A 24,136-nucleotide genomic window follows, 5' to 3' on the forward strand; every position below is an offset into this window, starting at 1 on the left:
GTTTAATAAGTATCTTTACTCAAAAGTTGCAATCAATAATTTATTGAAAAAGATTGAAAGGTGGTGGTAAATAATGTTACAATGTGGGAGTATCAGTTTAAATTCTTCGTGAAATAGTGTTCTTTTAAGCTAATAAAAAATGCACGTGGAATTTAGGTCAAAGAAAAGTAAAGAAAAATTTATTTATGGAGGTAAAAAAGGATGAGTCAAGTTGTTGATTTTTTAAATGAAGCAAAAACTTTTTATTTTGCAACCGTTGAAGGAGACCAGCCAAGGGTCAGACCGTTTAATGCAGCCATGGAGAGGAATGGCAAGGTCTATCTTGGTACAACCAATCAGAAAAAAGTTTATCAGCAGTTATTGGCAAATTCAAAGGTGGAAGTCTCAGGTATGGCAAAAGGAAAATGGATTCGGCTCACCGGCGAAGCCGTAATTGATGATACCGTGGAAGCAAGGGAAGCAATGCTTGAAGCAAATCCGCATTTGAGAGATTGGTATAGCGCTGATGATGGGAAATTCACCGTATTTTATTTGAAAAACATGCAGGCAGTTTTATATTCCTTTACAGGAGATCCGGAGATATTAGATAATTAATCAAAACATGCAGCCCAAGTGTAGAATGAACTGACCCCCATAAGTTAGACCAAAAATCTAACTTATGGGAGGTCATTTTTTATGGCAAAATACAGTTATGAATTTAAGTTACAAGTTGTTCAAGCATATTTAGATTTTTATTTTGTCCGTTTTGTCTAGCTTACCGAAAGCCAGACTCAGCAAGAATAAAATTTTTATTGTCTTTCGGTTTTCTAGTGTAACGGACAAAACCACTCAAAATAAAAAAGATACAAGAGAGGTCTCTCGTATCTTTTATTCAGCAATCGCGCCCGATTGCTGAACAGATTAATAATAGATTTTAGCTTTTTATTTGTTGAAAAAAGCTAATCAAATTGTTGTCGGGATCAATTACTGCAAAGTCTCGTTCATCCCACCACTGATCTTTTAATGATGTATTGGGGTGCAAAATGCCCAAAGGCTTAATATGTTGATATAATTCATCAATTCCCTCTACTTCAATGCGGCAACTAGCAGTACCAGCAATAAACGACTCCGCACCTGTACAAACCGGTGAATCATTACTACGAGAGCGCCAGCCTTCATCACTTGCCTCCCATAGATGAATCCGAACCTCATTACACATTAGAACTGCGAATCCATCTTCATGGTGAACCAAAGTGAAACCTAGTTTATCGCAATAAAAACCTATACTCTTTTTAATATCCCCGACTGGCAATGCCGGGATAGACTATTATTCTCCCCGGAGCCACTACGCTGACCCGGTTGATTTCAGAGGTAAGGGAAAAGGCGACGTTGCGCCTGTGGAACAAACTGGCACTGATACCGTCAGCCGAACAGCGTTCACAGCTGGAGATGCTGCTGGGGCGGCACTGTTGCAAAGTTAGCGATGAGGCAGCCTTTTGTCTTATTCAAAGGCCTTACATTTCAAAAACTCTGCTTACCAGGCGCATTTCGCCCAGGGGATCACCATAATAAAATGCTGAGGCCTGGCCTTTGCGTAGTGCACGCATCACCTCAATACCTTTGATGGTGGCGTAAGCCGTCTTCATGGATTTAAATCCCAGCGTGGCGTTGATTATCCGTTTCAGTTTGCCATGATCGCATTCAATCACGTTGTTCCGGTACTTAATCTGTCGGTGTTCAACGTCAGACGGGCACCGGCCTTCGCGTTTGAGCAGAGCAAGCGCGCGACCATAGGCGGGCGCTTTATCCGTGTTGAGGATCGTGGGATCTGCCACTTCTTCACGTTGTTGAGGATTTTACCCAGAAACCGGTATGCAGCTTTGCTGTTACGACGGGAGGAGAGATAAAAATCGACAGTGCGGCCCCGGCTGTCGACGGCCCGGTACAGATACGCCCAGCGGCCATTGACCTTCACGTAGGTTTCATCCATGTGCCACGGGCAAAGATCGGAAGGGTTACGCCAGTACCAGCGCAGCCGTTTTTCCATTTCAGGCGCATAACGCTGAACCCAGCGGTAAATCGTGGAGTGATCGACATTCACTCCGCGTTCAGCCAGCATCTCCTGCAGCTCACGGTAACTGATGCCGTATTTGCAGTACCAGCGTACGGCCCACAGAATGATGTCACGCTGAAAATGCCGGCCTTTGAATGGGTTCATGTGCAGCTCCATCAGCAAAAGGGGATGATAAGTTTATCACCACCGACTATTTGCAACAGTGCCGAAACGACTGAGCAAAATGATCAGTGATCTACTCCCTCCGGTGGATTTAACGGAGTTGCTGCTCGAAATTAACGCCCATACCGGATTTGCTGATGAGTTTTTCCATGCTAGTGAAGCCAGTGCCAGAGTTGATGATCTGCCCGTCAGCATCAGCGCCGTGCTGATGGCTGAAGCCTGCAATATCGGTCTGGAACCACTGATCAGATCAAATGTTCCTGCACTGACCCGACACCGGCTGAACTGGACAAAAGAGAACTATCTGCGGGCTGAAACTATCACCAGCGCTAATGCCAGACTGGTTGATTTTCAGGCAACGCTGCCACTGGCACAGATATGGGGTGGAGGAGAAGTGGCATCTGCAGATGGAATGCGCTTTGTTACGCCAGTCAGAACAATCAATGCCGGACCGAACCGCAAATACTTTGGTAATAACAGAGGGATCACCTGGTACAACTTTGTGTCCGATCAGTATTCCGGCTTTCATGGCATCGTTATACCGGGGACGCTGAGGGACTCTATCTTTGTGCTGGAAGGTCTTCTGGAACAGGAGACCGGGCTGAATCCAACCGAAATTATGACCGATACAGCAGGTGCCAGCGAACTTGTCTTTGGCCTTTTCTGGCTGCTGGGATACCAGTTTTCTCCACGCCTGGCTGATGCCGGTGCTTCGGTTTTCTGGCGAATGGACCATGATGCCGACTATGGCGTGCTGAATGATATTGCCAGAGGGCAATCAGATCCCCGAAAAATAGTCCTTCAGTGGGACGAAATGATCCGGACCGCTGGCTCCCTGAAGCTGGGCAAAGTACAGGTTTCAGTGCTGGTCCGTTCATTGCTGAAAAGTGAACGTCCTTCCGGACTGACTCAGGCAATCATTGAAGTGGGGCGCATCAACAAAACGCTGTATCTGCTTAATTATATTGATGATGAAGATTACCGCCGGCGCATTCTGACCCAGCTTAATCGGGGAGAAAGTCGCCATGCCGTTGCCAGAGCCATCTGTCACGGTCAAAAAGGTGAGATAAGAAAACGATATACCGACGGTCAGGAAGATCAACTGGGCACACTGGGGCTGGTCACTAACGCCGTCGTGTTATGGAACACTATTTATATGCAGGCAGCCCTGGATCATCTCCGGGCGCAGGGTGAAACACTGAATGATGAAGATATCGCACGCCTCTCCCCGCTTTGCCACGGACATATCAATATGCTCGGCCATTATTCCTTCACGCTGGCAGAACTGGTGACCAAAGGACATCTGAGACCATTAAAAGAGGCGTCAGAGGCAGAAAACGTTGCTTAACGTGAGTTTTCGTTCCACTGAGCGTCAGACCCCTAAAATCCTGATGCTGATGTAGTCCCGTTTTATCGTCATCACGAAGCTTTCTGCTATGCCATTGCTTTCCGGGCTTCGCACTGCTGTCGTACAAGGCTCCAGTCCCAGCAACCGGGCGAACGCCGGCACTGTTGGCAACTGCCTTCCGAAGCGTTTTTCCACCGCACCCAGCATGACATCCTGCACCGTTTCTTTGTCATAGCCTCCGGTGCTCGCTGCCCAGTCAATGATCTCCCTGTCGCAGCAGTCCTGCGCGAAGGTCACCCGCAGCTTTTCGCCATTATCACAGCGGAACTCAAAGCCATCTGAGCACCAGCGCCGGTTACTTTCCGCTACTGCTACGCGCCCCTTATGGGCCCGCTTACGGCAAGGATCAGCGGGTTTACGTTCAAGAAGCAGATTATGCGTTCTCATAATGCGATACACCCGCTTTGCATTAACCACAGGCAGGCCGTCCCGCTCCGACTCCCGTCGCAGCAGCGCCCACACACGGCGATAACCATACGTCGGCAGGTCAGCCACCGCCATGTTTATCCGGGACAATACGGTGGTATCGTCAGAACGGGGCTGCCGTCTGCGATCCTGTCAGTCAGATGGCCGGTGAACCCGAATGCTCAACTGCGCACGCGACACGCCAAGACTTCTGCAAACGTCGCTTATTCGTCGTTCCCAGGCAACGAGGGCGCATGCGCAATCCATTTTTTTGCCCGGCCGAACTCCACGGCCTCTTTGAGTATCTCGGCTTCCATCGTCTTTTTGCCCAGAAGGCGCTGGAGTTCGCGAATTTGCTTATTGGCGGCAGCGAGTTCGGAGGCCGGCACCACTTCCTCGCCCGATGCAACAGCCGTCAGTGAACCGTCTTAATATTGCTTGCGCCATTTGAATATCTGGTTTGCATTGATGCCATGCAGGCGCGCGACATGAGACACGGTCATACCGGGCTCCATAGTCTGCTGAATAATGGCAATTTTTTCCTGCGGTGTACGACGCCGACGCCGCTCAGGTCCTGATAACACTTCAACCATCTTATCGTTCTGACTGGTATTAAACATAGTTCCAAGACTACCTCTTATTTTAAGAGAGTCGAAGTGTCTGGTGATCTATGGGGCCAGTCTAGCCCTCTTCCAAGTGTAGGGAGATATAGTCAAAGTTTGCTTCTCCGCCGATGAGTCCGCCCTGCGTCGGATAGTCCGATTTTTTACCGGCGAAGCACGGCTCTCCTAACCCTATCTAAAGCGAATAACTTTTTTCAACAGGGCCGCGTGCCAATGCAAGAGCGATAGGCGCTCTACGCGCCAATTTGACCACTTAAAACAGGTAAATTGAGGGGTTGTAATGTGTTGATGTAACAGGCTTTTATTTTAATGTCTTGGCATATGTATAATGGTAGTCTAGCCCTCCTTTCAACAAGGAGTACTCATGGAAACCTACAATCATACATATCGGCACCACAACTTTTCACATAAAGACTTAAGTGATCTCACCTTCACCGCTTGCACATTCATTCGCAGCGACTTTCGACGTGCTAACTTGCGTGATACGACATTCGTCAACTGCAAGTTCATTGAACAGGGTGATATCGAAGGCTGCCACTTTGATGTCGCAGATCTTCGTGATGCAAGTTTCCAACAATGCCAACTTGCGATGGCAAACTTCAGTAATGCCAATTGCTACGGTATAGAGTTCCGTGCGTGTGATTTAAAAGGTGCCAACTTTTCCCGAACAAACTTTGCCCATCAAGTGAGTAATCGTATGTACTTTTGCTCAGCATTTATTTCTGGATGTAATCTTTCCTATGCCAATATGGAGAGGGTTTGTTTAGAAAAATGTGAGTTGTTTGAAAATCGCTGGATAGGAACGAACCTAGCGGGTGCATCACTGAAAGAGTCAGACTTAAGTCGAGGTGTTTTTTCCGAAGATGTCTGGGGGCAATTTAGCCTACAGGGTGCCAATTTATGCCACGCCGAACTCGACGGTTTAGATCCCCGCAAAGTCGATACATCAGGTATCAAAATTGCAGCCTGGCAGCAAGAACTGATTCTCGAAGCACTGGGTATTGTTGTTTATCCTGACTAATTGCTTTGATGTGTGATTTTAAACGCTCAAATTTATAAAACGAATAATATTGTCAACCTTGCAATAATAGACATAGGGACAACCATGTATAAATTTTTACCCTCAGGCGTCTTCACAATAGAGCCATATAGCAGTGGGTCACTTAGTGGGCTTAATTTTTCCATTAAAGATAATATTAATATTGCTCAGTATAAAACATCATATGGTAGCCCATCTTGGCAAGTAAACATAAGGCTGCCATTTATAAGGCACTGTTGCAAAAATGTGGAGGTGATAGGGGTACTACGCCGGAACCCCAGATTTTTCCGTCCGTTCAAATTATCCACGGTTGAGCAGCTTGATCCCGTCCGCCCGCAGTTGACCAACAGGGGAAATATGCCTGTACAAAGTTTGCCGGGTTATCCCAAGTTCCTGGCATAGCGTACTGACCTTTGTTTCTGATTGTCCCATTGATGCCATTGCCAGTCGCAGTTTGACTGGCGTCATTTTATAAGGTCGGCCGCCGTTCCGCCCACGGGCTCTTGCTGATGCCAGACCTGCAGTCGTTCTTTCAGCAATCAGTTCGCGCTCAAACTCCGCCAGTGCGGCAAAGATACCGAAGACAAGCTTGCCAGCGGCCGTTGTTGTGTCGATAGTCGCCCCGTGACCGGTCAGCACTTTCAGACCGGTCCCCCTCGCGGTCAGGTCGTGCACTGTATTAATGAGATGACGAAGATCACGACCGAGGCGGTCCAGCTTCCATACGACCGAGAGCATAAAAAATATTGGGGCAGCGTGAGCTATGCTGCCATCGCTGGTCCCTTCCCGTCACTTTGAAAACCCGGATACCAGCAGACAAATTTATCCTGCAGTTCGTTATTCAAAACGGCGGTCCGGGTCTGTAACAAATAATGAGCCCCTTTTCTGCTCCACTGCATCTGCTGCTTTTTGGCCATTCGTCTGGCGATCACTTCATTGATCGTGGATTCCACAAACGCGGTTGATACCGGCTCTCCGTACCGACGCATTTCGCCGTAGTTTGGGATCATCATCTTATTATTCCGGATGTAGGTATACATTTCATCCAGATGTTTTTGCAGGGATTTCAGGCTAGGATAGCTGAGTTCAGGGTCATCGCAATACATAACGCAATTATCAATATGTTCCAGCGCAGCGACAACATTGCCATGCCAGAGATATCGTTTAATGCTTTCCAGCAGTGCCAGAACTTTACTCCCCGCCTCTGGATCTGATACCAGCAGTCCCCGGGCATATTGCATGAGCACCTTCAGCCTCATGGTGATATGAAACCAGTCCAGCACATGCGTTGACTCAGGGTACATACCGAACTGGAGGTCCCTGAGATTATCCGCGCCGTCGGACAGAAAAAATATCTGCTGGTTGGCCTGCATTCCCTGCGCTGAAAGGTGGGTCATGAGCCTGCGTTCCGGATGACAGTCATCCTTCTGAACAAAACCGAAGCGGCGGGTGTCAGCAGGCGCACCAACGGAAAAAGACTTCCCGGCAATAATTTCAAAATTACGCTTTTTGTCATCCCGATCGCGAACATAACCACCATCTATACCCACCACAAGCGGTTTTCCTGGCCTGGGCAGGTTCCCCCAGTCGCGGGGGCAGCCGGAAAGAAAACCTGAATGAGCTTCAGCCTCAGCGTCAAGACGCTGCGCCACCTGGCATAAATGATTCCTCACCGTTGAGGCATTCAGGCTGTGGCCCACCGGCAGAATATCTTTCAGCAGACGAGTCGTCATTTCATAGGAGATCATCGAGGCCCAGCGGGTTTCAATATATTTCAGTGCCGGGTGAGAATAATCGCCGGCCCAGTCGCTGAGCAAACTGACTGTCTTTGTATCACTCTCTTCACAACGGCACCGGTACACCCGAAGCCCGGATACCGGAATAACGCCAAACAGCGTCCGGTACCGTATTTTCTGTTTGCCTTTGATTCTGCGCGCAGCAAGGCAGTGAGGGCACCGGATATGGTGTTGAGTATATTCGTCTGCCTGCAGCTGGACCACCGACTGCTGGACCGTATTCAGCAACAGCTTGGATTCTGACACCGATAATCCGATGTCGTTCCGGGTCTCCCCTGATTTCTGGATTGTCATCAGTTCCTCCGTTCGACTGGAGCCTGATTCATCGGTGATGACTATCTGGAGCGTCAGTTGCATCATTGCCTCCTGCTGTGGTGGATGACTATCTCCCGGCTACTGGTTGTTCATCTGGTGACGAAGCTTATAATATGTGGAAACGCCAAGGCCCGCATGGTCGCAGGCGATCCTGAGCCTGACCCCTCTGCTTCTGAGTGCGTCAATTTCCTGGATCTTTTTGATATCGGCGCCGGGGCGCCCTGTTTTTTCACCCCGTGCTTTTTTCGCGGCGATGCCGTCGGCCTGCCTTTCCTTCAGTAAGGCTCGTTCAAACTGGCTGAATGCCGACATCATGTGCAGCTGCAGTTCCTGCATCGGATTGTTTGTGCCGGCGCTGAACGTCAGCTGCTCTTTCAGAAAAATAAGGGTAACGCCCTGGTCACGAAGCCGGGTGGTGACAGCGCACATATCCGACATATTCCGGCAAAGGCGATCGATGGAATGAACCAGAAGCGTATCACCAGGGCGTAATTGCCCCAGGAGTTCCTGTAACCCCGGGCGGTTTGTGTCCTTCGCGCTGGCATGCTCAACACAAATTTTATCAGGCTGAAAACCCGCCTTTGACAATGCCTCTTCCTGACGGGCCGTATTCTGATCGGCCGAGCTTACCCTGATGTAGGCATATTGCACGCAAAACCTCCGGAAGGTCTTTAAACATCATAGAGATTTAAAGAATAATCCATAAACACTGATTTAGGGAGGTTTATAGACATTTTTTCGGGGATCTGAGAGGCATGCTGAAAACGTATACCTTTATAGACATCAGTCAGCGACGACGGCCCAGCCAGATAACTTCAGGCTCCAGTACCGGAGATGCAAGGTCGAGCCTGCTCAGTTGCCGGTTGATTTTGTGGCGGTTGAACCTGACAGCATCCAGGTCGTCAGCAAAAGGGCGGATCTCGCCGACCGTTGTTTCATCATCCGCATTAACGATAGCTTCAAGAAACGCCAGGGTTTTATCGAACTCATCCGCAGCTGTGGCTCCGGGCATACCATGGCCGCTTATACAAAACGGCGCTTTCAGCGTAGAGTTTTCATAAATGGCCTCAACACGAATGTCATGAAGCCAGTGCTCAAAGAAATTGTATTCATAGGTAAAGCGATCGCCAGCATCAAAAGCAAAATCATCAATCACGACCCGGAACGGATTATCGACAAAACCGATGCCTCCTTCGTAGGAGATACCGTAATCTTTGCCATAAATGTGAAATTGATGGAGATGGTCGTCCCCCCAGCCCTGCACTATCTGGAAAATGAAGTGAAGCGCGGCCAGTGACGTGTCGGCAGCAATTCTCAGCCGACGCCAGACCATCGGACTGACTCCATGAACTGCTATTTTGATGACGTAGATCTTCATAGTCAGCAGGTATTGTTATGAAATGATGGTGGTTATTTTAACCCCTGTAGATGGCATCATTCGATGGCTGCCCCGAGGTTTTTCATGCTCTCCTTATTCAAAGGCCTTACATTTCAAAAACTCTGCTTACCAGGCGCATTTCGCCCAGGGGATCACCATAATAAAATGCTGAGGCCTGGCCTTTGCGTAGTGCACGCATCACCTCAATACCTTTGATGGTGGCGTAAGCCGTCTTCATGGATTTAAATCCCAGCGTGGCGCCGATTATCCGTTTCAGTTTGCCATGATCGCATTCAATCACGTTGTTCCGGTACTTAATCTGTCGGTGTTCAACGTCAGACGGGCACCGGCCTTCGCGTTTGAGCAGAGCAAGCGCGCGACCATAGGCGGGCGCTTTATCCGTGTTGATGAATCGCGGGATCTGCCACTTCTTCACGTTGTTGAGGATTTTACCCAGAAACCGGTATGCAGCTTTGCTGTTACGACGGGAGGAGAGATAAAAATCGACAGTGCGGCCCCGGCTGTCGACGGCCCGGTACAGATACGCCCAGCGGCCATTGACCTTCACGTAGGTTTCATCCATGTGCCACGGGCAAAGATCGGAAGGGTTACGCCAGTACCAGCGCAGCCGTTTTTCCATTTCAGGCGCATAACGCTGAACCCAGCGGTAAATCGTGGAGTGATCGACATTCACTCCGCGTTCAGCCAGCATCTCCTGCAGCTCACGGTAACTGATGCCGTATTTGCAGTACCAGCGTACGGCCCACAGAATGATGTCACGCTGAAAATGCCGGCCTTTGAATGGGTTCATGTGCAGCTCCATCAGCAAAAGGGGATGATAAGTTTATCACCACCGACTATTTGCAACAGTGCCATCTCATCTGCGCAAGGCAGAACGTGAAGACGGCCGCCCTGGACCTCGCCCGCGAGCGCCAGGCGCACGAGGCCGGCGCGCGGACCCGCGCCACGGCCCACGAGCGGACGCCGCAGCAGGAGCGCCAGAAGGCCGCCAGAGAGGCCGAGCGCGGCCGTGAGGCTTGGACGCTAGGGCAGGGCATGAAAAAGCCCGTAGCGGGCTGCTACGGGCGTCTGACGCGGTGGAAAGGGGGAGGGGATGTTGTCTACATGGCTCTGCTGTAGTGAGTGGGTTGCGCTCCGGCAGCGGTCCTGATCAATCGTCACCCTTTCTCGGTCCTTCAACGTTCCTGACAACGAGCCTCCTTTTCGCCAATCCATCGACAATCACCGCGAGTCCCTGCTCGAACGCTGCGTCCGGACCGGCTTCGTCGAAGGCGTCTATCGCGGCCCGCAACAGCGGCGAGAGCGGAGCCTGTTCAACGGTGCCGCCGCGCTCGCCGGCCTGCTCCTCAAGCACGGCCCCAACAGTGAAGTAGCTGATTGTCATCAGCGCATTGACGGCGTCCCCGGCCGAAAAACCCGCCTCGCAGAGGAAGCGAAGCTGCGCGTCGGCCGTTTCCATCTGCGGTGCGCCCGGTCGCGTGCCGGCATGGATGCGCGCGCCATCGCGGTAGGCGAGCAGCGCCTGCCTGAAGCTGCGGGCATTCCCGATCAGAAATGAGCGCCAGTCGTCGTCGGCTCTCGGCACCGAATGCGTATGATTCTCCGCCAGCATGGCTTCGGCCAGTGCGTCGAGCAGCGCCCGCTTGTTCCTGAAGTGCCAGTAAAGCGCCGGCTGCTGAACCCCCAACCGTTCCGCCAGTTTGCGTGTCGTCAGACCGTCTACGCCGACCTCGTTCAACAGGTCCAGGGCGGCACGGATCACTGTATTCGGCTGCAACTTTGTCATGCTTGACACTTTATCACTGATAAACATAATATGTCCACCAACTTATCAGTGATAAAGAATCCGCGCGTTCAATCGGACCAGCGGAGGCTGGTCCGGAGGCCAGACGTGAAACCCAACAGACCCCTGATCGTAATTCTAAGCACTGTCGCGCTCGACGCTGTCGGCATCGGCCTGATTATGCCGGTGCTGCCGGGCCTCCTGCGCGATCTGGTTCACTCGAACGACGTCACCGCCCACTATGGCATTCTGCTGGCGCTGTATGCGTTGATGCAATTTGCCTGCGCACCTGTGCTGGGCGCGCTGTCGGATCGTTTCGGGCGGCGGCCGGTCTTGCTCGTCTCGCTGGCCGGCGCTGCTGTCGACTACGCCATCATGGCGACGGCGCCTTTCCTTTGGGTTCTCTATATCGGGCGGATCGTGGCCGGCATCACCGGGGCGACTGGGGCGGTAGCCGGCGCTTATATTGCCGATATCACTGATGGCGATGAGCGCGCGCGGCACTTCGGCTTCATGAGCGCCTGTTTCGGGTTCGGGATGGTCGCGGGACCTGTGCTCGGTGGGCTGATGGGCGGTTTCTCCCCCCACGCTCCGTTCTTCGCCGCGGCAGCCTTGAACGGCCTCAATTTCCTGACGGGCTGTTTCCTTTTGCCGGAGTCGCACAAAGGCGAACGCCGGCCGTTACGCCGGGAGGCTCTCAACCCGCTCGCTTCGTTCCGGTGGGCCCGGGGCATGACCGTCGTCGCCGCCCTGATGGCGGTCTTCTTCATCATGCAACTTGTCGGACAGGTGCCGGCCGCGCTTTGGGTCATTTTCGGCGAGGATCGCTTTCACTGGGACGCGACCACGATCGGCATTTCGCTTGCCGCATTTGGCATTCTGCATTCACTCGCCCAGGCAATGATCACCGGCCCTGTAGCCGCCCGGCTCGGCGAAAGGCGGGCACTCATGCTCGGAATGATTGCCGACGGCACAGGCTACATCCTGCTTGCCTTCGCGACACGGGGATGGATGGCGTTCCCGATCATGGTCCTGCTTGCTTCGGGTGGCATCGGAATGCCGGCGCTGCAAGCAATGTTGTCCAGGCAGGTGGATGAGGAACGTCAGGGGCAGCTGCAAGGCTCACTGGCGGCGCTCACCAGCCTGACCTCGATCGTCGGACCCCTCCTCTTCACGGCGATCTATGCGGCTTCTATAACAACGTGGAACGGGTGGGCATGGATTGCAGGCGCTGCCCTCTACTTGCTCTGCCTGCCGGCGCTGCGTCGCGGGCTTTGGAGCGGCGCAGGGCAACGAGCCGATCGCTGATCGTGGAAACGATAGGCCTATGCCATGCGGGTCAAGGCGACTTCCGGCAAGCTATACGCGCCCTAGGAGTGCGGTTGGAACGTTGGCCCAGCCAGATACTCCCGATCACGAGCAGGACGCCGATGATTTGAAGCGCACTCAGCGTCTGATCCAAGAACAACCATCCTAGCAACACGGCGGTCCCCGGGCTGAGAAAGCCCAGTAAGGAAACAACTGTAGGTTCGAGTCGCGAGATCCCCCGGAACCAAAGGAAGTAGGTTAAACCCGCTCCGATCAGGCCGAGCCACGCCAGGCCGAGAACATTGGTTCCTGTAGGCATCGGGATTGGCGGATCAAACACTAAAGCTACTGGAACGAGCAGAAGTCCTCCGGCCGCCAGTTGCCAGGCGGTAAAGGTGAGCAGAGGCACGGGAGGTTGCCACTTGCGGGTCAGCACGGTTCCGAACGCCATGGAAACCGCCCCCGCCAGGCCCGCTGCGACGCCGACAGGATCTAGCGCTGCGTTTGGTGTCAACACCAACAGCGCCACGCCCGCAGTTCCGCAAATAGCCCCCAGGACCGCCATCAATCGTATCGGGCTACCTAGCAGAGCGGCAGAGATGAACACGACCATCAGCGGCTGCACAGCGCCTACCGTCGCCGCGACCCCGCCCGGCAGGCGGTAGACCGAAATAAACAACAAGCTCCAGAATAGCGAAATATTAAGTGCGCCGAGGATGAAGATGCGCATCCACCAGATTCCCGTTGGAATCTGTCGGACGATCATCACGAGCAATAAACCCGCCGGCAACGCCCGCAGCATCGCGACCGTCATCGGTGAGAAGTTCGGCAGGTATTGGGTGGTGACAATGTAGGTGCTGCCCCAAATGGCAGGTGCTATCGCTGTGAACAATAAATCGGGCGTGCGTAATGACATGCGATTACAAGACCTCCGCTACGGCGATGGGTTTTTGAGAGTTGCAGGCGCCGCGATGACCGCACCCTGACTTGGACTGGCCCTGCCTCGCACCAATCCACCTGCGGCTATGGCCGCGATCATGCGAGGCCCGAAAATTACACGACCTGTACACGTCCGCCGAACCCGGAACGCAACAGAGCTTCGTGGGCATCCCGATCCGGGTCGTAGCAGCAGTCCTGGACCAAACGCACGTCGTAGTCCGCATCACTAGCCCAGGCGACGCTTGAAAGAACAACGCCGGTGGTGCTTATCCCGGCCATGACAAGCGTGCTTACGCCGCGCGTCCGAAGGTCGGCGTCGAGCGCCGTGCCATAAAAGACGCTGGCTCGCGGACATGCATAGAAAAGGTCGCCCCGTTCGATCGCAAGCCCTTCGACGGGCAGACCGGTGCGAAATCGTCCGCTCGGGAGATACGGTGAGATTTGGCGATTCGTCGCCGGCGGCGCATGTTCATACTCTTCGCCGAGCGAAAAGTTGGGGAACAGCACGGGCCGGCCGCGCAAGGCGTGCTGGCAGCCGTGCAGACCCTGCGTGAGATGAACGCCGACAACCTGCGCAAGGTGCCGGCCGATGCACCCACGGCCTTCATCAAGCCGCGCTGGAAGCCGCTGGTGATCACCCCGGAAGGCCTCGACCGGAAATTCTACGAAATCTGCGCCCTGTCCGAGCTGAAGAACGCCCTGCGCTCCGGCGACATCTGGGTCAAGGGCTCGTGGCAGTTCCGCGACTTCGACGACTACCTGCTGCCGGCCGAGAAGTTCGCCGCACTCAAGCGCGAGCAGGCCCTGCCCCTGGCGATCAACCCGAACAGCGACCAGTACCTGGAAGAGCGTTTGCAGCTGCTGGACGAGCAGTTGGCCACCGTCACCCGCCTGGCCAAGGACAACGAGCTGCCCGATGCCATCCTCACCGAGTCAGGGCTGAAAATCACCCCGCTGGATGCGGCGGTGCCGGATCGGGCGCAGGCGCTGATCGACCAAACCAGCCAGTTACTGCCGCGCATCAAGATCACCGAACTGCTGATGGACGTGGACGACTGGACGGGCTTCAGCCGCCACTTCACCCACTTGAAGGACGGGGCCGAGGCCAAAGACAGGACGTTGCTGCTGTCCGCAATCCTCGGTGATGCGATCAACCTCGGGCTGACCAAGATGGCCGAGTCGAGCCCCGGCCTGACCTACGCCAAGCTGTCCTGGCTGCAAGCCTGGCACATCCGCGACGAAACCTATTCGGCGGCCTTGGCCGAGCTGGTCAACCACCAGTATCGCCACGCCTTTGCCGCCCACTGGGGCGACGGCACGACCTCATCCTCCGATGGCCAGCGCTTCCGCGCGGGTGGCCGGGGCGAGAGCACCGGGCACGTCAACCCGAAGTACGGTAGCGAGCCGGGACGGCTGTTCTATACCCATATCTCCGACCAGTACGCGCCGTTCAGCACCCGCGTGGTGAATGTCGGCGTCCGCGATTCCACCTATGTGCTCGACGGCCTGCTGTACCACGAGTCCGACCTGCGGATCGAGGAGCACTACACCGACACGGCCGGCTTCACCGATCACGTCTTTGCCCTGATGCACCTGCTAGGCTTCCGCTTCGCGCCGCGCATCCGCGACCTCGGCGAAACCAAGCTGTACGTGCCGCAGGGCGTGCAAGCCTACCCGACGTTGCGCCCGCTGATCGGCGGCACCCTGAACATCAAGCACGTGCGTGCCCACTGGGACGACATCCTGCGCCTGGCCAGCTCGATCAAGCAGGGCACCGTCACCGCCTCGCTGATGCTGCGCAAGCTCGGCAGCTACCCGCGCCAGAACGGACTGGCCGTGGCCCTGCGCGAGCTGGGCCGGATCGAGCGCACGCTGTTCATCCTGGACTGGCTGCAAAGTGTTGAACTGCGCCGCCGCGTGCATGCCGGCCTGAACAAAGGTGAGGCGCGCAACTCGCTGGCCAGGGCGGTGTTCTTCAACCGCCTTGGGGAAATCAGGGATCGGAGCTTCGAGCAGCAGCGCTACCGGGCCAGCGGCCTCAACCTGGTGACGGCGGCTATCGTGCTGTGGAACACGGTGTACCTGGAACGCGCCACCCAGGGGTTGGTCGAGGCCGGCAAGCCGGTGGACGGCGAGCTGCTGCAATTCCTGTCGCCGCTGGGCTGGGAGCACATCAACCTAACCGGCGATTACGTCTGGCGGCAGAGCCGCAGACTGGAAGACGGGAAGTTTCGGCCCTTACGGATGCCCGGAAAACCTTAGCGTACGATTTTTTCCGAATTCTGCGGGCTCCCCTTTAAGATTTTGGCAAGCAGTAGCGTCCTCTGGTTTACCCATGAACATGGTAATACGGGAAAAACCATACCAACTTATGGTCGCTTTGATTGCTTTATATACGGCCATCCCTGTTGTTACAATAGTAATTTTATCTGGTCAGCAATCGCATAAGTTGGAACTAATTGCTGTGCATTTCATTACATTTATCACGATGGTGTTTGTTTTGCGTCGTAAGATGGGGAAACGTTGGCTGGATTTATTTGAAGAAAAATTAGCCATTTATAAACCTAATGATAAACTCGCGCTTAGCGAATTACACGAAAGCATACGTGAGAAAAATGGGCTAGACTTGCAGGATCTACAAGATTGGTACTGGAAAGAGAAGATGACATATGCGTATCACAAAGAACATAAAACAACCATAAGCTATCAAAAATTCAAGTAGCATTTTAAAATGTCAGGGGAGGGCTATTGTGATTTATTAAGTCGGCAAGGTTATTAGGTAGGGGTGTTCAATATGATAAATTCTTCGAGTGTGGTTATTTCAAGAGTTGTTCTGGTCCTTTGAGATAGCTAATTATCATTACAGACTTTATCGAAAGGTATGAATTATGAACATTACCGACAAAGAACTTAGCTCAAATACAGTGAGTCAGTATGGATGGAACTTAGGAGAGTTCAATCACTCAACGCCTTTTACATCTCATTTTATTTATATTACCGACTATCATAAAGATAATACATGGATGATTTCACTTTCGCAGGAGGATTTTAATACGACCAAAATTTCAACATCGTTAAGTCTAGATGCCTGTGTGTCCATGCTCGGAAAGATACTAAAAAAAATGTCTAACAAAATCGGTATCTCACAAACGGAAGAATCTGAATTCGCATTTCTTTTAACAAACTATATTAAACAAACTTTGACTTTTAGAGAATGGCAACGCAATGCTGAAGGAAATCAACGACTGCACTTTCTTATTAATATCTACGGTGCAAAAGAAGACGGTGGCGAAGTGGTTTTAAGACCATTTATTGTAAATCCTGATGAATTAATGCTTACTCCAGCGGATGTCGTTGAATTTAATTCGCAGGTTATCAAAGTTGATCGGCAGCGTCATCCTGAGTGGTTCCGTTAACAGGTCACAAGGGTTAAGAGCCTGAAAGGCTGCGATAGGGTATACGCAGCCTATTCTGTATAGCCGTCGCGTAATAATTGTTCTAAATGACTATCGACCGTTTCCTGATCACCAGGAATATATCGAGGCCATCCTGTTATATCGTTGGCGAGTTTCACTATGTATGGATGAAACCCAAACTGTTCGGAAGTGATGTCAATATAATATTGCACTTCTTCGAAATTCAACTCACACCAATAATGGCCAAAGCCACCACACTCTATAAATATACCGCCATCATCTGCACCGTTACCCCCACGGACAACAGCATCTAGACCTTTAGTTTTTGCTAAATAACACACAAGATAGCTTGCAAAAAGGCAAGTGCCTGCCGTCTTCTCTATGCCGCACTCCGTTAAAATTGAAAGTAGCTTTTCATGCGCCACTCTTGCAATGTCTGATACCAATTCCGGGGACATGTTAGCTCCAGTGAAATTGTTAGATCGACTTAAACAGATAATAACTCAATATTTTCATGAAGTACTTGTGGGTTCTTAAACCAATAGCCGGAACCACACATCCAAGGTTCACCTGGGAAAACAAAACCTTCTTGAATAAGGTATTTGCGGAATAGGGGAGGCAGTACATTTTCAATTTTCAAAATGTAATTTTGTTCATCTGCAATACATTTCAATTCTGCAAGAAGCGCTCTAAAAATGCCTGTGCCGGGCTCTTTAACTGAGATAGTTGAAACAACCATGACCGGATATCCCAGGACCGAACACATGCCTGCTCTTGCCCGGATGTAGAGCTCCTCGAAATGGTGTAAGCCGTGTACATGAGAAGACCTTATGGGTATCTTACCATCTGATGCCTGCGTTATAAGGTCGGCGAAAACCTTTTTGATTTTCAGCAAATCTGCCTGAAAATTTTGATCGTTCAAAGGAAAATCAGATTGAGAATTTGTCATTACATATCTTATGTTTTAAAAACTTAACTTTGATAAAGCAAAGGAATACGCTGATCGTCATGTGATCCAAATTGAGCAATGAATTTTAATTCGGAACAGCTAAAGACAAAGCAGTAGGGTGCAATAATTCAGGATGTCGATACTATAAGAAGAATAGTGGTATGAATGTAGCAATTACCTCAATATGAGGGGGGCAACTGTTGATGCTGTACATACATACAGTATTTAACATAATCTTTGTTATATGTACTTATAAATCAATGACATAAGGTTTAAAGATCGTATGATCTACGCACTAGGTCATGGCTTGTAATGAGTGAAAAAAGGTTCAAGATTTTAGAGAAATGCTCCCAAGATCAACATGGCGGCATAAGTTTTCCAGCTTGACCAATCAATCGTGGAACCAAGCAACAGATAGAATGCCAGGCCTACCAGCCCCAGCTTTACTACTATCCCAATTAATATGGTAAAGATAGACTCATCGCGTTCGCCTTTAAGTAATTTACAACGCGTAATTAGATCGTCTTTTTTCATGTAGAATCCCTTAGAGTTATTAAAGTCCTGCATTAGAAGTTGTTACCTGCCGAAGTTACCTCGTATGAGTTAACTGTGGCTCCAAACATACAAAATATAAGCTGTGCCAATTGAAAGGATTAGAAAAGCACAGTTACTAATAAAATCTACTAATGCTTGTAGCTTCTTTAGTCTCACTATTGCTGGACCGTGTTCAGTAGAGGTACTACTCAGCCCTTTTGTTCTGGCACTCTCTGCTTTTCTGAAAAAATTGTAATGCAATCCTGACCGCAAGCAAAACCATGCCAAACCAGTCGTTATTACGATATTTATGTAGAAAGCATATTGAATCATTTGTTCAGTTTCGAAGCTTTCCATTGAAAACCCTTTGTTGAAATGTTGAATAAAATTATTTTTAGTAAATGTAAGCAATAAATAGAACGAATATTAATAGTGAAAGATGCAATGCCAACATCTGCTTATGATGCCTTATGAGGATTTCTTCCTTCGCATTCATTAAATCGTACATCTCATCAATATTTTTATTGCTGGTATATTCGAGACGTTCATCACGAAGTAATTTGAACTTTACCAATACGACAAGTGATTTAATAATAAAGCTCGTAAGCATAACAGTTATAGACAAAAATAAAAAATAGGCCAAATTCATATATCACTCCATGGAGATTAATAGAAAAATTTATAATAAGTAATCTCATAGAGCATTACTTGAATCTTCTTCCCATACTAAGGACTCACCGAGAAATTTAGTTAAAGATGATTTGGCATACTGTGGTTCGGAAAAAAAACGTGGGAACCAGCCGTCAAAGCTTTGGGTACCATTGTGACGATTTTCAGGCGAGACTGATAAGCGGTACCCGTCTCCGTAAGGTGAAATGCTAAATGTGTATCCATCATCTGTCTTTGAGATCAGCGTTTTGCTTGTCATATGACTAATAGATACCGTTAACTCCTTTGGTGTTTGTATCACCGAAAGAAGAAACAATGCGCTTATGGCTGCAAAAATCCAGCAATATAATGATGCATCCATAAAACCAGCTACAACACTCGATCCCAAAAAAAACCAAAATAAACTTATTAAGATTACTGAGTTTTCATTCATGTCTGTTCCTTGTTATTACTAATTATATTATGCTTTATAGTTGACCGTCAGACTACCCACGGGTTTTGACGAACAAAGTCACGCACTCCATTTATACATGCTTTTGAGATGACTTCAAAATAAGGATGGTTTGATGGAATCATATTCCCGGTATTATCAAGAAGCATAATAGTCCCTAAAGACCGAACCAGTTGATATTCATTGAGCTTACGCTTTAGCAAAGTTTGCAATCTATAAATTGTCTCACCGGAACTGTTACCTTCGATACCTACAACAGAGACCGTACAGTTCACTTCCTGATTATCAGATTGATAATCGAACCAGTAATTTTCGTTGTAATTTCCTTTTTGCGCATGCTCAATTTTGCCAGGCCATTTTACCCATAAAGAAGAGTTGTTTTTAGATCGTAAGATCTGCTTCAGCGTTTCCAATGGATTTTTTTCATCAACCTCAGACCAGGCCGAAATAAATTCTTTCTGCATTGCCTCAGGGTCTATAACGGCAATGAAATCAAATTCCTCTTTATTGATAGAGTTGGCTCGATCTTTGAGATAAAACAGACCGAGTTTATATCCCTTTTCACTTTTCCAGTTTGCTCCCACAGGCTGATAGTCTGTATTTATAAACGGTTTGAAAGTGTGAGTGTCGGGAGAAAAAATTACTGAGGGTGCCAGCACCCGGCCTCGGTGTCGTATTGGATTTACATATATTTTTTCCCCGTCACATAACATTTCAATAATTGCTTTTGTCACAACTACTGAAATAGAAGGTCTACATGTATTTTGATTTATTTCCCCGAGGTGCGCCAAACTTCCATCCTCACTCTTCAACACCTTTGTAAGGCAAGTCGGGCAATACTGTTGATCTCTATAATAAACAGGCATGGTTAGACGACCGGAATCGTTTAGTACCAACTGAAGTAACGGATGAGGCTCTTTCATCATGGTTATTTCTTCTCTTTCACCTTTCTGGGCTTTTCGTTTGCCTGTCTCCACTGCCATGGTGGGACAGGGTTGGTGTCTGCCCATAACCCTTTTGCCTCCTTTTGTGCTGCGGATTCATATTTGATATAGCCAGGGACAATGGCGTTATCTTCGAACCGATAAACCCACGCATATCCACTGTCCACCATAGAGGCATTGATATCATATCCATCTAACCAGATGGTACCTAACATACGGCCATAGATATCCGTACCATGGTCTATCACGGTAACGATTTTAGTTGCTATAGCTGTGGTTAAGGCCTGTTTTGCTTTTTGGCCAAAAGCCTGTTTAGATTCAGGAGCGTCTATACCATACATCCGTATTTTGATGGTTGTGTTTTGAGCATCCAACGCAGTTATGGTGTCACCGTCAACAATCTTAACCACCTTTGCCTCAAAAGTTGTTGAGTTCCCCCAGGACGCCACTGGGAATACAACAATCATGATGGGCAAAAGTAACTTTGTTAAAAAAAACATCATTTCACCTTGATTTGTTGAGTACAGACATGTATCCACAAGCCTATTTACAGGCAGTATTTTAACAAGTCATTATTTCATGGGCGGGCTTAAAACCAATCTTTTTGCAACTTAAAGGCAGAATAATCACAATAAATTTAGAACCTGAACCAAAAAATAATCCAAATTAAGCGTGTTAATCTATCTCAAAGATATTATTCCTGAGAGAGTTTGGATGAAACGTTACACTCATGATCTTGAGACAGACCTGAATGATGTGGATAAAACACCATCTCTGATCCACAAAACTTTGTTAACAGCTTCGACCATTTATGACCTGAAATATCTGGCTCAGGTATTAAATGATGAAAATGGCAGTAATTGGTCCCGTGCATCCCTTAAACGTCAGGTTACATGCATACCTGAGCATTGTGAGCTGAGTATCGCAGATGGACGCTATCTACAGACTTTAATACCTTCACGACCTGCTGATTATGAGGACAGGCACTTTAGCTTTATCGATCTGTTTGCAGGGATAGGTGGACTGCGAAGCGGATTTGATGCCATCGGTGGTAAATGTCTTTTCACGAGCGAATGGAATACTTATTCCAGCCGTACTTACCGGGCGAACTGGTATTGCGATGAGAACGAGCACCGCTTCAATTCAGACATCCGTGACATCACTCTTAGCAACCGGCCCGAGGTTACTGATGACGAGGCATACAAATTTATCGATGCCTCTATCCCGGATCATGATGTTCTTCTTGCGGGATTTCCATGCCAGCCATTCAGCATCGCCGGTGTCAGTAAAAAGAACTCTATGGGTCGCAAACACGGTTTCGAGTGCGACACTCAGGGTACGCTCTTCTTTGATGTGGCCAGGATCATCCGGGCAAAACAACCTGCAATTTTTGTTCTGGAAAACGTAAAAAATCTGAAGAGTCACGATAAGGGTAATACCTTTAACATCATCATGAAAACGCTCGATGAGCTTGGCTACGACGTCGCAAACAGCGAAAGCACGGGCGCGGATGATCCTAAAGTCATCGATGGCCGTCATTTCCGACCCCAGCACCGTGAACGTATCGTCCTTATTGGTTTTCGCCGCGACCTACGTCTGAAAGACGGTTTTACTCTGAGAGACATTAAAGACTTTTATCCGGACAAGCGCCCTTCTCTCTCAGATTTACTGGATCCGAGCGTAGATAGTAAATACATCCTCTCCCCTAAACTCTGGGAGTACTTATACAACTATGCAAAGAAACATGCGGCAAAAGGCAATGGTTTTGGTTTTGGACTAGTAGATCCTTCCAATGTTAATAGTGTCACCAGAACCCTCTCAAGCCGCTATATGAAAGACGGATCTGAAATTCTTATTGATCGGGGCTGGTCTCATGAACTGGGAGAAACTGATTTCCATAACACATACAACATGGACCGTCGGCCACGCATGCTAACGCCACGTGAATGCAGCAGGCTAATGGGCTTCGATAAACCCGGGGAAAGTGTTTTCCGTATCCCTGTGTCCAATACACAGGCTTACAGACAGTTTGGGAACTCCGTGGTCGTTGATGTCTTTGCGGCCGTCGCCAAACTGCTGAAGTCACGAATTGAATTTGCAGCCTCCCAGCGCTTGCGGCAGTTTTACGACGAAGTCAGCTGACCTGAGCTCCTTCATCAATTTAAATGCTTAAGATTGTTGTAATAATGTCAGAGGTCAACCATGACGTATTTCGAATCAGCTGAAGGTGAGACGGTATCTAAAGAACGAGCATTACAAGAACTGTCCAGGCATTGCGTTCCCGAAACAGATTTCGAAGAATTCTTTAGCGACATGGGCGTAAAGGAACAGTATGACGCTCAGGAAGTGTTGCTCTGGTTGGGATATTAAACTTCCTGTTTAGGAGACTACTATGAGCCAAAAATTCGCAGTGATGATTGCTTACGACGACGATCCAAACGTCAAAAGGTATTCACCTGACTTTCAAACGCAGGATGAGTTTGCTAAAGGGTGGCAGTCGGCTCTTAAAAAGGCACACCACACCTCAGGTCAAAAATCAGTCATCACCTGCGGATGTCGTGGAAAAGGAGAAAAGCGACTTTATGTTCGTGCTTTACCGAACGGTGATGCCTTTATTCTCGTCAAAGCCGCTAACACGGGCATTGAGCATGATCCTTCCTGTGTATTCTTCTCCCTTGATGCCCGGCATACCGGCCTGAAAGGATATGCGAGTGGTGTGGTCCGGATTACAACCGAAGGTGATATGGCTGTAAGGCTCGGTATCGGTATGACAGAGAAAGATCCTCCTGAAAAATCAGAAGTGCCTCCCCTGCCCCATGTTCAGCGACCAGAAGGAGGTCAGGCCTCAATGACCCTCCTGGGCTTGCTTAGTCTTTTGTGGACAGAGTCTGGTCTGAATGTCTGGTACCCGAAAATGGCAGGGAAACGTAACGATTCACTGGTACGGTATCGTCTGCTTGAAACCGCTAAACAAATTCGTACCGGCAGAGCCTGCATAGGTGACCATTTATTCATTGGTGTACCTGACCCGAAACAACCTGTCGCTCAGTCGCAAATTCAGCGTCTTTCATCACAGGCGATGAGTGATAAACGTCTCATGCTCCTGTCAGTTTTACCTCGCTACGATGCTGAAAAGCATGAGAAGCCACTTAAATTTTTACCCCTGCGGAATTTTGGGGGGCTACCGCTGATTTTTTTCAATTCAGAAGTCCATTGGGATAGCGTAAAGAAACGATTTTCATCGGAGTACGCAGCATGGAAATCCGGGGCGAAAATAGTTGTCTTTGCGTTGACGTCACCAGCTGCGGTAACCGGCAGAGGCCCTTCTGTAAGAGCTCATCAAATTGTGCTGATGCACGTTAGCGAGAACTGGATACCTCTGGACTCCTCCTATGAGGCGGTTGTTGCAGAAAAGCTGGATGCAGAGCACCGGCAGTACGTTAAGCCCATGCGTTATGATGCGAGTATTAGTGAGGTGTTCCCTGACTTCTACCTGCTCGACACAAAAAGCGATAAGCCGTTCCCGATGGAAGTATTTGGTATGGCCACTCCTGCTTATCTGGCCCGAAAGCAACTCAAAAAAGATTATTACAACCGTGAATATGGGCCTTATGGATGGTGGCACTGGGATGCGACCACAGCATCTGAAACTATGGTGCTGCCTCATTTTCCAGAATCACGCAAACCTCTTTCAACTGACACACCTGCTTAAAATGGAGAAAAAATGTCCTACATGCTTTCGCTAAGCGAACAGACAAAACTGAACGCTTTCCTGTCAGGGATCCTAGATGATTACAAGACTGGGGTTATCACTCAGATACAAGCTGTTGGTAGAATCGGTAACGTGTTTTCTGCTCTGGAAAGTGGAGACTCAAAAAAGGTAGTGCATTTGTTGACTGAAGGACGAAAACTCCTGCGGACGGGCTGAATGTCCGCAGAAGTT

Annotated in this window: 23 protein-coding genes and 5 pseudogenes; 11 read left to right on the plus strand and 17 right to left on the minus strand. The window is 49.6% G+C overall.

Annotated features, from left to right (window positions below):
- The first annotated feature begins 201 nt into the window (after positions 1-201).
- Positions 202-594: a pyridoxamine 5'-phosphate oxidase family protein gene (locus EOS98_RS23610; protein WP_064055682.1), complete on the plus strand. Its 393-nt coding sequence runs from the start codon at positions 202-204 to the stop codon at positions 592-594.
- 319 nt (positions 595-913) lie between these two features.
- Here the strand turns inward: EOS98_RS23610 and bleO are convergent, their stop codons facing one another.
- Entirely contained in the window at positions 914-1,300 is a 387-nt protein-coding gene (gene bleO, locus EOS98_RS23615; protein ID WP_063102497.1) for a bleomycin binding protein, read from the minus strand.
- A 193-nt stretch (positions 1,301-1,493) separates the two neighbouring features.
- Positions 1,494-2,197 (minus strand): annotated as a pseudogene (locus tag EOS98_RS23625) (IS6-like element IS26 family transposase).
- 82 nt (positions 2,198-2,279) lie between these two features.
- Here EOS98_RS23625 and EOS98_RS23630 point away from each other — a divergent pair.
- A pseudogene (locus EOS98_RS23630) lies at positions 2,280-3,530 on the plus strand (Tn3-like element Tn3 family transposase); the annotation flags it as partial.
- A 75-nt stretch (positions 3,531-3,605) separates the two neighbouring features.
- Here EOS98_RS23630 and EOS98_RS23635 read toward each other — a convergent pair.
- Positions 3,606-4,621: pseudogene (locus EOS98_RS23635) on the minus strand (IS3 family transposase); the annotation flags it as partial.
- A gap of 394 nt (positions 4,622-5,015) precedes the next feature.
- On the opposite strand from EOS98_RS23635, the gene EOS98_RS23640 reads away from it, so the two are divergent.
- On the plus strand, positions 5,016-5,672 hold the full coding sequence (locus tag EOS98_RS23640) for a quinolone resistance pentapeptide repeat protein QnrS1 (protein ID WP_001516695.1): 657 nt from the start codon (positions 5,016-5,018) through the stop codon (positions 5,670-5,672).
- A 318-nt stretch (positions 5,673-5,990) separates the two neighbouring features.
- Here EOS98_RS23640 and EOS98_RS23645 read toward each other — a convergent pair.
- The 5 genes and pseudogenes from EOS98_RS23645 to EOS98_RS23665 all read right to left on the minus strand — a co-directional run.
- A pseudogene (locus EOS98_RS23645) lies at positions 5,991-6,419 on the minus strand (recombinase family protein); the annotation flags it as partial.
- 32 nt (positions 6,420-6,451) lie between these two features.
- Positions 6,452-7,843, minus strand: a complete 1,392-nt coding sequence (locus EOS98_RS23650) for an ISKra4-like element ISKpn19 family transposase (protein WP_001493761.1) — start codon at positions 7,841-7,843, stop codon at positions 6,452-6,454.
- 36 nt (positions 7,844-7,879) lie between these two features.
- Complete coding sequence (locus tag EOS98_RS23655) at positions 7,880-8,452, minus strand: recombinase family protein (RefSeq protein ID WP_001493762.1); 573 nt, start codon at positions 8,450-8,452, stop codon at positions 7,880-7,882.
- Between the two features lie 136 nt (positions 8,453-8,588).
- Positions 8,589-9,179, minus strand: coding sequence for a plasmid pRiA4b ORF-3 family protein (locus EOS98_RS23660; protein ID WP_012477564.1), 591 nt, complete (start codon positions 9,177-9,179; stop codon positions 8,589-8,591).
- Between the two features lie 106 nt (positions 9,180-9,285).
- The gene (locus EOS98_RS23665) at positions 9,286-9,990 is read right to left on the minus strand and encodes an IS6-like element IS26 family transposase (protein WP_001067855.1); all 705 of its coding nucleotides are present in this window, start codon (positions 9,988-9,990) and stop codon (positions 9,286-9,288) included.
- Positions 9,991-10,076: 86 nt separating this feature from the next.
- Between EOS98_RS23665 and EOS98_RS23670 the strand changes: the two genes are divergently transcribed.
- The gene (locus EOS98_RS23670) at positions 10,077-10,319 is read left to right on the plus strand and encodes a transposase (protein WP_000844627.1); all 243 of its coding nucleotides are present in this window, start codon (positions 10,077-10,079) and stop codon (positions 10,317-10,319) included.
- Positions 10,320-10,350: 31 nt separating this feature from the next.
- On the opposite strand, the gene tetR(A) is transcribed toward EOS98_RS23670, so the two are convergent.
- Positions 10,351-10,986 carry a tetracycline resistance transcriptional repressor TetR(A) gene (gene tetR(A), locus EOS98_RS23675; protein ID WP_039045916.1) on the minus strand — a complete coding sequence of 212 codons (636 nt, stop codon included), beginning with the start codon at positions 10,984-10,986 and terminating at the stop codon, positions 10,351-10,353.
- A gap of 105 nt (positions 10,987-11,091) precedes the next feature.
- Here tetR(A) and tet(A) point away from each other — a divergent pair, with 105 nt between their 5' ends.
- Entirely contained in the window at positions 11,092-12,291 is a 1,200-nt protein-coding gene (tet(A), locus tag EOS98_RS23680; RefSeq protein ID WP_000804064.1) for a tetracycline efflux MFS transporter Tet(A), read from the plus strand.
- Positions 12,292-12,322: 31 nt separating this feature from the next.
- Here tet(A) and EOS98_RS23685 read toward each other — a convergent pair whose 3' ends face one another.
- Positions 12,323-13,207, minus strand: coding sequence for a DMT family transporter (locus EOS98_RS23685; RefSeq protein WP_000058717.1), 885 nt, complete (start codon positions 13,205-13,207; stop codon positions 12,323-12,325).
- A 137-nt stretch (positions 13,208-13,344) separates the two neighbouring features.
- Positions 13,345-13,737, minus strand: coding sequence for a cysteine hydrolase family protein (locus EOS98_RS23690; RefSeq protein WP_001351729.1), 393 nt, complete (start codon positions 13,735-13,737; stop codon positions 13,345-13,347).
- A gap of 3 nt (positions 13,738-13,740) precedes the next feature.
- On the opposite strand from EOS98_RS23690, the pseudogene EOS98_RS23695 reads away from it, so the two are divergent.
- The 3 genes and pseudogenes from EOS98_RS23695 to EOS98_RS24985 form a co-directional block, all read left to right on the plus strand.
- Positions 13,741-15,492: pseudogene (locus EOS98_RS23695) on the plus strand (Tn3-like element TnAs1 family transposase); the annotation flags it as partial.
- A gap of 73 nt (positions 15,493-15,565) precedes the next feature.
- A complete protein-coding gene (locus EOS98_RS23700) occupies positions 15,566-15,952 on the plus strand; it encodes a hypothetical protein (RefSeq protein WP_181728339.1) in 387 nt (128 codons plus the stop codon).
- Positions 15,953-16,118: 166 nt separating this feature from the next.
- Complete coding sequence (locus tag EOS98_RS24985) at positions 16,119-16,646, plus strand: hypothetical protein (protein WP_001027750.1); 528 nt, start codon at positions 16,119-16,121, stop codon at positions 16,644-16,646.
- A gap of 50 nt (positions 16,647-16,696) precedes the next feature.
- Here the strand turns inward: EOS98_RS24985 and EOS98_RS23710 are convergent, their stop codons facing one another.
- From EOS98_RS23710 to EOS98_RS23745, 6 genes are all read right to left on the minus strand, one after another.
- Positions 16,697-17,104: a hypothetical protein gene (locus EOS98_RS23710; RefSeq protein WP_000074418.1), complete on the minus strand. Its 408-nt coding sequence runs from the start codon at positions 17,102-17,104 to the stop codon at positions 16,697-16,699.
- A gap of 29 nt (positions 17,105-17,133) precedes the next feature.
- Positions 17,134-17,595 carry a hypothetical protein gene (locus EOS98_RS23715; RefSeq protein WP_000185304.1) on the minus strand — a complete coding sequence of 154 codons (462 nt, stop codon included), beginning with the start codon at positions 17,593-17,595 and terminating at the stop codon, positions 17,134-17,136.
- Between the two features lie 336 nt (positions 17,596-17,931).
- Positions 17,932-18,129: a hypothetical protein gene (locus tag EOS98_RS23720; protein WP_000710701.1), complete on the minus strand. Its 198-nt coding sequence runs from the start codon at positions 18,127-18,129 to the stop codon at positions 17,932-17,934.
- A 694-nt stretch (positions 18,130-18,823) separates the two neighbouring features.
- Positions 18,824-19,231 carry a hypothetical protein gene (locus EOS98_RS24990; protein WP_001572392.1) on the minus strand — a complete coding sequence of 136 codons (408 nt, stop codon included), beginning with the start codon at positions 19,229-19,231 and terminating at the stop codon, positions 18,824-18,826.
- Between the two features lie 47 nt (positions 19,232-19,278).
- Positions 19,279-20,175 (minus strand): hypothetical protein, encoded by an 897-nt coding sequence (locus EOS98_RS23740; RefSeq protein ID WP_000975182.1) that lies wholly within the window; start codon positions 20,173-20,175, stop codon positions 19,279-19,281.
- Between the two features lie 2 nt (positions 20,176-20,177).
- Entirely contained in the window at positions 20,178-20,693 is a 516-nt protein-coding gene (locus EOS98_RS23745) for a thermonuclease family protein (RefSeq protein ID WP_001572389.1), read from the minus strand.
- Positions 20,694-20,907: 214 nt separating this feature from the next.
- Here EOS98_RS23745 and EOS98_RS23750 point away from each other — a divergent pair, with 214 nt between their 5' ends.
- From EOS98_RS23750 to EOS98_RS23755, 3 genes are read left to right on the plus strand one after another with little or no spacing between them, the layout of a single operon-like run.
- A complete protein-coding gene (locus EOS98_RS23750) occupies positions 20,908-22,335 on the plus strand; it encodes a DNA cytosine methyltransferase (RefSeq protein ID WP_000833382.1) in 1,428 nt (475 codons plus the stop codon).
- 60 nt (positions 22,336-22,395) lie between these two features.
- Complete coding sequence (locus tag EOS98_RS24665; protein WP_000220758.1) at positions 22,396-22,563, plus strand: hypothetical protein; 168 nt, start codon at positions 22,396-22,398, stop codon at positions 22,561-22,563.
- A 22-nt stretch (positions 22,564-22,585) separates the two neighbouring features.
- On the plus strand, positions 22,586-23,905 hold the full coding sequence (locus EOS98_RS23755; protein WP_000078514.1) for a DUF1173 family protein: 1,320 nt from the start codon (positions 22,586-22,588) through the stop codon (positions 23,903-23,905).
- Positions 23,906-24,136 lie beyond the last annotated feature (231 nt).

Source organism: Salmonella sp. SSDFZ69, from assembly GCF_004010755.1.
In the GTDB taxonomy this organism is placed as follows: Bacteria; Pseudomonadota; Gammaproteobacteria; order Enterobacterales; family Enterobacteriaceae; genus Salmonella; species Salmonella enterica.

Excerpts from the sequence above, each read along its gene's own strand:
- EOS98_RS23610 (WP_064055682.1), top strand. The coding sequence starts at position 202 with ATGAGTCAAGTTGTTGATTTTTTAAATGAAGCAAAAACTTTTTATTTT.
- EOS98_RS23640 (WP_001516695.1), top strand. The coding sequence starts at position 5,016 with ATGGAAACCTACAATCATACATATCGGCACCACAACTTTTCACATAAA.
- EOS98_RS23650 (WP_001493761.1), bottom strand. The coding sequence starts at position 7,843 with ATGCAACTGACGCTCCAGATAGTCATCACCGATGAATCAGGCTCCAGT.
- EOS98_RS23660 (WP_012477564.1), bottom strand. The coding sequence starts at position 9,179 with ATGAAGATCTACGTCATCAAAATAGCAGTTCATGGAGTCAGTCCGATG.
- EOS98_RS23665 (WP_001067855.1), bottom strand. The coding sequence starts at position 9,990 with ATGAACCCATTCAAAGGCCGGCATTTTCAGCGTGACATCATTCTGTGG.
- EOS98_RS23685 (WP_000058717.1), bottom strand. The coding sequence starts at position 13,207 with ATGTCATTACGCACGCCCGATTTATTGTTCACAGCGATAGCACCTGCC.
- EOS98_RS23700 (WP_181728339.1), top strand. The coding sequence starts at position 15,566 with ATGAACATGGTAATACGGGAAAAACCATACCAACTTATGGTCGCTTTG.
- EOS98_RS24985 (WP_001027750.1), top strand. The coding sequence starts at position 16,119 with ATGAACATTACCGACAAAGAACTTAGCTCAAATACAGTGAGTCAGTAT.
- EOS98_RS23710 (WP_000074418.1), bottom strand. The coding sequence starts at position 17,104 with ATGTCCCCGGAATTGGTATCAGACATTGCAAGAGTGGCGCATGAAAAG.
- EOS98_RS23715 (WP_000185304.1), bottom strand. The coding sequence starts at position 17,595 with ATGACAAATTCTCAATCTGATTTTCCTTTGAACGATCAAAATTTTCAG.
- EOS98_RS23720 (WP_000710701.1), bottom strand. The coding sequence starts at position 18,129 with ATGAAAAAAGACGATCTAATTACGCGTTGTAAATTACTTAAAGGCGAA.
- EOS98_RS24990 (WP_001572392.1), bottom strand. The coding sequence starts at position 19,231 with ATGAATGAAAACTCAGTAATCTTAATAAGTTTATTTTGGTTTTTTTTG.
- EOS98_RS23740 (WP_000975182.1), bottom strand. The coding sequence starts at position 20,175 with ATGATGAAAGAGCCTCATCCGTTACTTCAGTTGGTACTAAACGATTCC.
- EOS98_RS23745 (WP_001572389.1), bottom strand. The coding sequence starts at position 20,693 with ATGTTTTTTTTAACAAAGTTACTTTTGCCCATCATGATTGTTGTATTC.
- EOS98_RS23750 (WP_000833382.1), top strand. The coding sequence starts at position 20,908 with ATGAAACGTTACACTCATGATCTTGAGACAGACCTGAATGATGTGGAT.
- EOS98_RS24665 (WP_000220758.1), top strand. The coding sequence starts at position 22,396 with ATGACGTATTTCGAATCAGCTGAAGGTGAGACGGTATCTAAAGAACGA.
- EOS98_RS23755 (WP_000078514.1), top strand. The coding sequence starts at position 22,586 with ATGAGCCAAAAATTCGCAGTGATGATTGCTTACGACGACGATCCAAAC.